Annotated in this window: 6 protein-coding genes; 2 read left to right on the plus strand and 4 right to left on the minus strand. The window is 65.6% G+C overall.

Going from position 1 to position 8628, the window contains the following annotated elements:
• Nucleotides 1–212: 212 nt before the first annotated feature.
• From E8F11_RS22740 to E8F11_RS22750, 3 genes are read right to left on the minus strand one after another with little or no spacing between them, the layout of a single operon-like run.
• Nucleotides 213–368: a hypothetical protein gene (locus E8F11_RS22740; RefSeq protein ID WP_280291152.1), complete on the minus strand. Its 156-nt coding sequence runs from the start codon at nucleotides 366–368 to the stop codon at nucleotides 213–215.
• Nucleotides 365–961: an alpha-ketoglutarate-dependent dioxygenase AlkB gene (locus E8F11_RS22745; protein WP_280291153.1), complete on the minus strand. Its 597-nt coding sequence runs from the start codon at nucleotides 959–961 to the stop codon at nucleotides 365–367. The genes E8F11_RS22740 and E8F11_RS22745 overlap by 4 nt, the downstream gene beginning before the upstream one ends.
• Before the next feature lie 44 nt (nucleotides 962–1005).
• Complete coding sequence (locus tag E8F11_RS22750; RefSeq protein ID WP_280291154.1) at nucleotides 1006–1302, minus strand: aspartate-semialdehyde dehydrogenase; 297 nt, start codon at nucleotides 1300–1302, stop codon at nucleotides 1006–1008.
• 155 nt (nucleotides 1303–1457) lie between these two features.
• Between E8F11_RS22750 and rapA the strand changes: the two genes are divergently transcribed.
• Nucleotides 1458–4307, plus strand: a complete 2850-nt coding sequence (gene rapA, locus E8F11_RS22755; protein WP_280291155.1) for an RNA polymerase-associated protein RapA — start codon at nucleotides 1458–1460, stop codon at nucleotides 4305–4307.
• Between the two features lie 230 nt (nucleotides 4308–4537).
• Here rapA and E8F11_RS22760 read toward each other — a convergent pair whose 3' ends face one another.
• Nucleotides 4538–5863, minus strand: coding sequence for an MFS transporter (locus tag E8F11_RS22760; RefSeq protein WP_280291156.1), 1326 nt, complete (start codon nucleotides 5861–5863; stop codon nucleotides 4538–4540).
• A 275-nt stretch (nucleotides 5864–6138) separates the two neighbouring features.
• Here E8F11_RS22760 and E8F11_RS22765 point away from each other — a divergent pair, with 275 nt between their 5' ends.
• Nucleotides 6139–8340 (plus strand): bifunctional diguanylate cyclase/phosphodiesterase, encoded by a 2202-nt coding sequence (locus tag E8F11_RS22765; RefSeq protein WP_280291157.1) that lies wholly within the window; start codon nucleotides 6139–6141, stop codon nucleotides 8338–8340.
• Nucleotides 8341–8628: the final 288 nt, after the last annotated feature.

Genomic DNA, 8628 nt, shown 5'->3' on the forward strand with positions numbered 1-8628 from the left:
TACAAGGGTGGAAAGCGCTTCTCCTTTCCACCAGCGAGGCGAGACGTGACTCCGATGGTGGACGCATGAAGCGTGGTCCACCCTACGAAAAGCAGGGCCTGGTACCGAAGTGCCCCGAACGTAGGGTGGAAAGCGCTTCTCCTTTCCACCAGCGAGGCGAGACGTGACTCCGATGGTGGACCGATGAAGCGTGGTCCACCCCTCAGACAAGTTCAGCGCTTCTTCGGTTTCTTGCCTTTCTTGCCCTTGGCCAGCGGCATGGCCTGCTCGAATGCCTTGCGCATGTCGTTCAGGCGCTTCTCGTGCAGGTCATGGATGCGCTTGTCGCGCTCGGCGCCGAAGTCGATCAGGTTTTCGTCATTGCTCATCTGCGGATCCAACGGAAGGTGAGGTTGAGGCGGGGCGCGCAGGGCGTGCGGGTTTTCGCCACCTGATGCTGCCAATGATGCTGCGTCGGCCCGCTCATGACCAGTAGCGCGCCGTGGCCCAGTTCCAGGGAGCGTTCGATGCGGTGGCCACCCTTGCGGCGCAGGTCGAAACGGCGGCTGCCACCCAGGTTGAGCGACGCCACCAGCGGGTTGCGGCCGAGCTCGGGCTCGTCGTCGCTGTGCCAGCCCATGGAGTCCTGGCCATCACGGTAATAGTTGAGCAGCACGCCATTGAGCGTCTGCCCCACGGCGTCCTCCACCCGCGAGCGGATCTGCGCCAGCAGGGGCGTCCAGGGCAATGGCTGGTGGGTCAGCCCGGAATAGCGGTAGCTGGCTTCGGGGTCGCCGTACCAGGCCACCAGGCGCGGCACCGGGTAATAGCGGCCATGGAGATGGACCTGGGGCTGCTCCCAGGGCGTCTCGGCCAGCAGCCGCGCCAGCCAGTCGCTGGCCTCGATCGCGGAAAGGAACTGCGGCTCGTAGCGCAGTTCAGCGTCGGGCAGCAGGAGGGGAATATCGTCGAACAGGTCCACCGGCGTTGGCTTCAGGGATGGAGATAGCGCCCATTCTGCGCGCCTCAGACCTCCACATCCACCCATAGCCCCTGGCGCGGCAGCTCGCGCAGTTCCTCCTCGTCTGCCTCGGCCACCTCGCCGGACGCCAGTTCCTCCGGGGTATAGCCGCGCCGCTGGCGACGCCGCTGCTCCTCGCGCAGCAACTCCTCGGCTTCCTGGGGATGGCGCTTGTCCAGGCTGACGGCGCTCTCCTTCGCGCCCTCCTGCGTTGGCGTGACCGGCGGGATATCCGGGCGCGGTTTCACCGCGTCCTGCTGGGCGGTGACCGGGACCAGGCCTTGTGGAATGGGCGGCAGCATGATTGGGCCCTCCTTTGGTCAGTCTGTCGGCCGTAGCGGGCGCTTCTTTATAGGTGCTCGCTACACTTTTGCGGACATACGGCCCGCATCCGGCGTCGCCCTGCGCATTGCGTTCCGTTAACATAGCCGGCTTTTTTCACGACAGGGAGACACGCATGGCGCAGCAGTATGAACCGGGGCAACGCTGGATCAGTGACAGCGAAGCGGAGCTTGGGCTCGGAACCATCCTGGCAACGGATGGCCGCTTGCTCACCGTGCTCTACCCGGCCACTGGCGAGACCCGCCAGTACGCGCTGCGCAATGCGCCCCTGACCCGCGTGCGGTTCGCCCCGGGCGACGAGATCACCCACTTCGACGGCTGGAAACTGAATGTCCAGGAAGTCGAGGACATCGACGGGCTGCTGGTCTACCACGGCATCACTGCGCAGAACGAGCCTCGTACCCTGCCGGAAACCCAGCTGAACAACTTCATCCAGTTCCGCCTGGCCAGCGATCGCCTGTTCGCCGGCCAGATCGACCCGCTGAACTGGTTCGCCCTGCGCTACCACAGCCTGGAGCACCGCTCGCGCCTGCTGCAGTCCTCCCTCTGGGGCCTGGGCGGCACCCGCGCCCAGCCCATCGCCCACCAGTTGCACATCGCCCGTGAAGTGGCCGACCGCGTTGCGCCACGCGTGCTGCTGGCCGACGAAGTGGGCCTGGGCAAGACCATCGAAGCGGGCCTGGTGATCCACCGCCAACTGATCTCCGGCCGCGCCAGCCGGGTGCTGATCCTGGTGCCGGAAAACCTCCAGCACCAGTGGCTGGTGGAAATGCGCCGCCGCTTCAATCTGCAGGTCACCCTGTTCGACGCCGAGCGATTCGCCGAAAGCGACGCCAGCAACCCCTTCGAGGACAGCCAGCTGGCGCTGGTGTCCCTGGAGTGGCTGAAGGAAAGCGAGCGCGCCCAGGACGCGGCCTTCGCCGCCGGCTGGGACCTGCTGGTGGTGGACGAAGCCCACCACCTGGTCTGGCACCCGGAACTGGCCAGCCCCGAATACCGCCTGGTGGAGCAACTGGCCGAGGTCATCCCCGGCGTCCTGCTGCTCACCGCCACACCGGAACAGCTCGGCCAGGAAAGCCACTTCGCGCGCCTGCGCCTGCTGGACCCGAGCCGCTTCCACGACCTCGAAGCCTTCCGCGCCGAAAGCGCCAACTACCGCCCGGTGGCCGAGGCCGTGCAGGAGCTGCTGGACCAGGGCCGCCTGAGCGCCAAGGCCGAAGAAACCATCAAGGGCTTCCTTGGCGAGGAAGGCGAAGGCCTGCTGCAAGCCCTGGCCGCCGGCGACACCGAAGCCTCGCCGCGCCTGGTGCGCGAGCTGCTGGACCGCCACGGCACCGGCCGCGTGCTGTTCCGCAATACCCGCGCCGCCGTGCGCGGCTTCCCCGAGCGCCATCTGCACCCCTATCCGCTGCCGAACCCGGTGGAGTACATGGAGCTGCCCATCGGCGACAACCCGGACCTCTACCCGGAAGTCAGCTTCCAGTCCCAGCATGACAGCAGCGACGAGTCCGAGCGCTGGTGGCGCTTCGATCCGCGCGTCGAATGGCTGATCGACACCCTGAAGATGCTGAAGAAGTTCAAGGTGCTGGTCATCTGCGCCCACGCGGAAACCGCCCTCGACCTGGAAGACGCCCTGCGCGTGCGCTCCGGCATCCCTGCCACCGTTTTCCACGAAGGCATGAGCATCCTCGAGCGCGACCGCGCCGCGGCCTACTTCGCCGACGAAGAATTTGGCGCCCAGGTGCTGATCTGCTCGGAAATCGGCTCCGAAGGCCGCAACTTCCAGTTCGCCCATCATCTGGTGCTGTTCGACCTGCCGGCCCACCCGGACCTGCTCGAGCAGCGCATCGGCCGTCTCGACCGGATCGGCCAGAAGCACACCATCCAGCTGCATGTGCCCTACCTGGAAACCAGCCCGCAGGAACGCCTGTTCCAGTGGTACAACCAGGCGCTGAACGCCTTCCTCGCCACCTGCCCCACCGGCAACGCCCTGCAGCACCAGTTCGGCCCGCGCCTGCTGCCCCTGCTGGACGGCGGCGATGACGGCGATTGGCAAGCCCTGGTGGATGAAGCCGAAGCCGAGCGCAAGCGTCTGGAAGGCGAACTGCACAATGGCCGCGACCGCCTGCTGGAACTCAACTCCGGTGGCGCCGGCGAAGGCGAGCGCCTGGTGGAGGACATCCTCGAGCAGGACGACCAGTTCGCCCTGCCCATCTATATGGAAGCCCTGTTCGAAGCCTTCGGCATCGACAGCGAGGACCACTCCGAGAACGCGCTGGTGCTCAAGCCCGGCGAGAAGATGCTCGACGCCGGCTTCCCCCTGGGCGACGACGAAGGCGTGACCGTCACCTACGACCGCAACCAGGCCCTGTCCCGCGAGGACATGCAATTCCTTACCTGGGAACACCCCATGGTGCAGGGTGGCATGGACCTGGTGCTCTCCGGCTCCATGGGCAACACCGCCGTGGCGCTGATCAAGAACAAGGCGCTCAAGCCCGGCACCGTGCTGCTGGAGCTGCTCTACGTCAGCGAAGTGGTGGCCCCGCGCGCCCTGCAACTGGGTCGCTTCCTGCCGCCCAAGGCCTTGCGCTGCCTGCTGGACGGCAATGGCAACGACCTGGCGTCCAAGGTCGCCTTCGACACCCTCAACGACCAGCTGGAAAGCGTGCCGCGCGGCAGCGCCAACAAGTTCGTCCAGGCCCAGCGTGACGTGCTCGCGGCGCAGATCAACGCCGCCGAAGCCAAGATCGCCCCGCGCCACGCCGAGCGTGTGGCCGAGGCGCAGCACCGCCTGAAGGCTGAACTGGACGAAGAACTGGCCCGCCTCACTGCCCTCCAGGCGGTCAACCCCAGCGTGCGCGACAGTGAGCTGGAAGCCGTGCGCCACCAGCGCGACGAAGGCCTGCAACTGCTGGACAAGGCGGCGCTGCGGCTGGAATCGATCCGGGTACTCGTCGCCGGTTGATTGGTACTGGTCCACGGACTTTGTGGGGGCGAATTCATTCGCGAAGGGCAGCGCAGCTGCCCCTGGAGTTCCAGGGCAGGACTGTGTCCTGCTTAGCGAATGAATTCGCCCCCACAGGAAAAGCTCGTCGCGACTCAATCGTTGGGTTTCGCTTCGCTCTACCGCAACCTACGGAACAGCCCCAAAAAGAAAGGCCCGCAATCGCGGGCCTTTTTGCATTCGGCGAAGTATCAGGCCGCCGCAGCCACCATGCCCTGGCGCATGCTCGCGGCGTCGCGCACGAAGCAGCGTGCAGCCTGGAATAGCGCCAGCATGGTCAGGGTCAGCGCCGCCGGGATCAGGAGCATGGCGTTGTGCAGTCCCACGGCCTTGAAGGTCTCGTTCATCTCGCTGGCGCCGGCGGCCAGCATCGCGGCCTGGGAGTAATGGTCCGACAGCAGCCCCACCACCACCGGGCCCAGCCCGCCGCCAAGCAGGTAGAGGCCGGCGAAGAATAGCGCCATGGCGGTCGCCCGCAGGCGCGGTTCCACCACGTCCTGGATGGCGGTGTAGACGCAGGTATAGAAGTTGTAGGCGAACAGCCAGCCCAGGCTGAACACGCCGACGAAAAGGCCGATCTCGATGCGTCCGGCGAGCAGCGCAAAACCGGTGCAAAGCGCGGCTACCAGCATGCTGAAGGCGGCCAGCAGCAGGCGGCCGCGCTCGGACTTCTGGTGCACCTTGTCCGCCACCCAGCCGCCCAGGGTCAGGCCCACCAGCCCGGTCAGGCCGGTGATGATGCCGGTGGCGATGGCCGCCTGTTCCAGGGGCATCAGGAAGTAGCGCTGCAACATCGGCACCATGAAGGAGTTGGTGGCGTAGGTGGCGAAGTTGAAGGTCAGGCCAGCCAGCGTCAGCCACCAGAAGGTACGGATCGCCAGCACCCGGCGCAGCGGCTTGTCCAGCGGCGTGGCGGTCACCCGTACGCTTTCGGCGGCGCCCCGGGCGGGTTCCTTGATGAAGAACATGAACAGCGCCAGGATCAGTCCCGGTACGGCGGCGATGAAGAAAGGCGCGCGCCAGCTGTCGAAGGCCTTGACCATGCTGCCGATGGTGAAGAAGGCCAGCACCAGCCCCAGGGGCAGGCCGAGCATGAAGATGCCCATGGCGCGAGCGCGCTTGTGGGCCGGGAAAAGGTCGCCGATCAGCGAGTTGGCGGCCGGCGCGTAGCTGGCCTCGCCAATGCCGACCCCCATGCGCACCACCAGGAAGCTCCAGAAGCTCCAGGCCAGGCCGTTCACCGCGGTCAGCCCGCTCCATACCGCCAGGCCCCAACCCATGATCTTCCGGCGCGCGCCGGTATCGGCCATGCGCCCCAGCGGAACGCCGGCGATGGCGTAGACCAGGGTGAAGGCGGTGCCGATCAGGCCCAGCTGGAAGTCGCTCAGGCTCCACTCATGGCGCACCGGTTCGATGATGATGGCCGGAATGGTCCGGTCGAAGAAGTTGAACAGGTTGGCCAGGAACAGCAGGAAGAGCACGCGCCAGGCATTGGCCGCTTGAGGGGATTGCTGCATGAGTCGGTCTCGTTCTTGTTTTAGGGCGCCCGGTCAACCGCCAGCCGGGTTCGACCCTGCAATCTAGAGCCTCCCCGTGGCCCTGTCTGCGACAATTCGTGACATTTATGTAACCCGATGCTGCCCGCCATTCGAATACCGGTCGTCCTCCGAAGATGACCGCCCAGCGACAAGGTACGATCGTGCAAAGTGCATTGCCCACGCTGGCTATACTGATCGCATTGTGCCATCAAATACCCTCCCCGAAGCTGAACCCTCTGCATGGGAATTCCTCTATGGATTGGCTGGGCCTGCGTTTCGCTCGCGAACTTCCGGCGGATGGTCAAGTACTCCTGGCCTGCACCCACAACAGCTGGCTGGTGTTGCTGGCCTTCCTGGTGGCTTCGGGAGCCGGCTACTGCGCCTTCGACATGGCCGAACGGGTGGCCAATGCCCAGCAACCGGAAAACCGACGGCGCTGGTGCTGGCTCGGCGCCTGCTGCCTGGGTGGCGGTATCTGGGCGATGCACTTCATCGCCATGCTGGCCTTCGAAGCGCCCGTCGCCATCGCCTACGACCTCCCCACCACCGCCCTGTCCCTGGTGATCGTGATAGCGGCTTCGCTGGTGGCCATGTACACCTTCGGCCGGCCCGCCGTCGAGCCGCGCCACTACCTGACGGCGGCCCTGGCCATCGGCCTCGGCATCACTGCCATGCACTACTGCGGCATGGCGGCCATCCGCTCGGTGGCGACCCAGTACTACCACCCCGCCGTCGTTGCCGTATCGGTCTGCGTCGCCATCGCCGCCAGCCTCGCCGCCCTGCTCCTCTCGGCATTCTTCCGCGATCGCAGCGAAGGCCACCAGTTGCTCAAGATTCCTGCCTGCCTGGCCATGGGCGGCGCCATCTGCAGCATGCACTTCACCGGCATGCTCGCCTTGCAGATGACCGTGCCGGTGGGCACAGAGCTGCGCCTGGAGCGCGCCGACAACGCCCTGCAACTCGGCCTCAGCCTGGCGGTGATCGCCGGCATGGTGCTGCTCTGCGCCCTGGCGGTGGCCTGGGCGGACAAAAAGTTGCAGAGCAAGGAGCGCGACCTGCTGCACGTCAACCACCTGCTGCGGGAACTGGAGCAGGTAAAGGTGAAGTTGCAGAACGTCGCCCATTACGACGCCCTGACCAACCTGCCCAATCGCCGCGCCTTCAACGACTACTTCGTCGAAAAACTGCAGAGCCATGCCCAGCTCAGGCAGTCGCTGGCGGTGATGTTTCTCGACATCGACCACTTCAAGCGCATCAACGACAGCCTCGGCCACGATGCCGGCGACGAACTGCTCAAGGTGGTGGCCGAGCGCGTGCGCAGCGTCCTGCGTCGCGAGGACGTGATCGCGCGCCTGGGCGGCGACGAGTTCTGCGTGCTCGCCAGCCTGGGCAACCTGGCGGAGGCCAAGACGCTCTCCCAGCGCATCATGCAGCGCATGAAGGAGCCCATCACCCTGGCCGGGCGCAACGTCACCATGACCACCAGCATCGGCATCAGCCTCTACCCCGACGATGGCGAGACTTGCAAGGAACTGCTCAAGCACGCCGACCTTGCGCTCTACCAGGCCAAGAGCAGCGGTCGCAACAACCTGCACTTCTTCAGCCAGCACCTGAAGAACAAGGCCACCTTCGAGCTGCAACTGGAAGAGGAACTGCGCCAGGCCCTGGCCAAGGACCAGGGTCTGGTCCTCAACTACCAGCCCATCCTCGACCTCCACAGCGGCCAGGTGACCAAGCTGGAAGCCCTGGTGCGCTGGCAGCACCCGCAGCTCGGCCTGCTCGCGCCGGACCGCTTCATCGGCGTGGCCGAGGCCAATGGCTTCATTGCAGAACTGGACGCCTGGGTGCTGCGCCGCGCCTGCCGGGACCTGGCCAGCCTGGCCGCCCAGGGTTTCCACGACCTGCGCGTGGCGGTGAACTGCTCGGCCCTCAACTTCAGCCACGATGAGCTGGCGGACGAGGTGCTGCGCGCCCTGCAGGAGTCCGGTATACGCCCGCAACGCCTGGAGTTGGAGGTCACGGAAAATGCCCTGATGAGCAACGTCAACCAGGCCCTGCGCCTGCTGGAACGTATCCGCGCCCTGGGCGTGAGCATCTCCATCGACGACTTCGGCACCGGCTATTCATCCCTGGCCTACCTGAAGCGCCTGCCCCTGGACACCCTGAAGATCGACCGCTCCTTCGTCATGGATGTTCCTGGTAGTCACGCCGACATGGAGATCATCCAGGCCATCATCGGCATGGCCCACACCCTGCACCTGCAAGTGGTGGCCGAAGGAGTGGAAACCCGCGAGCAGCTGGAATTCCTCCGCAGCCACAGATGCGACTTCATCCAGGGATACCTGCTCAGCAAGCCGCAACCGCTGACGGCAATCGCCGCGTTCATGCGCCATCCCCATGGGTTTTGCAGCAGCAATGTACTGCCATTGCGGCCGGTGGATTCGAATCCAGCCTGAGGGGGCAGTCCGCAACCACGCGGGGGGACTGCTCTTTTCTTGTATGGGCGAAATCATTGGCTATGTCTGCATTCAGTGTTGCTAGAACCACCTGAACCAGGCTGATTGTCGAGCGGGCTGCGAGTTTCTGTTTCGCCTCCCGGCGAGTCTCTTTTTTCAGTCGCCAAAAAAGAAACCAAAAACGCTTGCCCCTGCATCCGGGTTTGGCTTCGCCAAACTTCCCTTGCTCCATCGTTGCGCCGGGGGCCCGGCGTGAGGGGCCATCCCTGGCCCCGCACGCCTCTCGCG

The organism is Pseudomonas sp. BN417 (genome assembly GCF_029871205.1).
In the GTDB taxonomy this organism is placed as follows: domain Bacteria; phylum Pseudomonadota; class Gammaproteobacteria; order Pseudomonadales; family Pseudomonadaceae; genus Metapseudomonas.

Excerpts from the sequence above, each read along its gene's own strand:
- E8F11_RS22740 (WP_280291152.1), bottom strand. The coding sequence starts at position 368 with ATGAGCAATGACGAAAACCTGATCGACTTCGGCGCCGAGCGCGACAAG.
- E8F11_RS22750 (WP_280291154.1), bottom strand. The coding sequence starts at position 1,302 with ATGCTGCCGCCCATTCCACAAGGCCTGGTCCCGGTCACCGCCCAGCAG.
- rapA (WP_280291155.1), top strand. The coding sequence starts at position 1,458 with ATGGCGCAGCAGTATGAACCGGGGCAACGCTGGATCAGTGACAGCGAA.
- E8F11_RS22760 (WP_280291156.1), bottom strand. The coding sequence starts at position 5,863 with ATGCAGCAATCCCCTCAAGCGGCCAATGCCTGGCGCGTGCTCTTCCTG.
- E8F11_RS22765 (WP_280291157.1), top strand. The coding sequence starts at position 6,139 with ATGGATTGGCTGGGCCTGCGTTTCGCTCGCGAACTTCCGGCGGATGGT.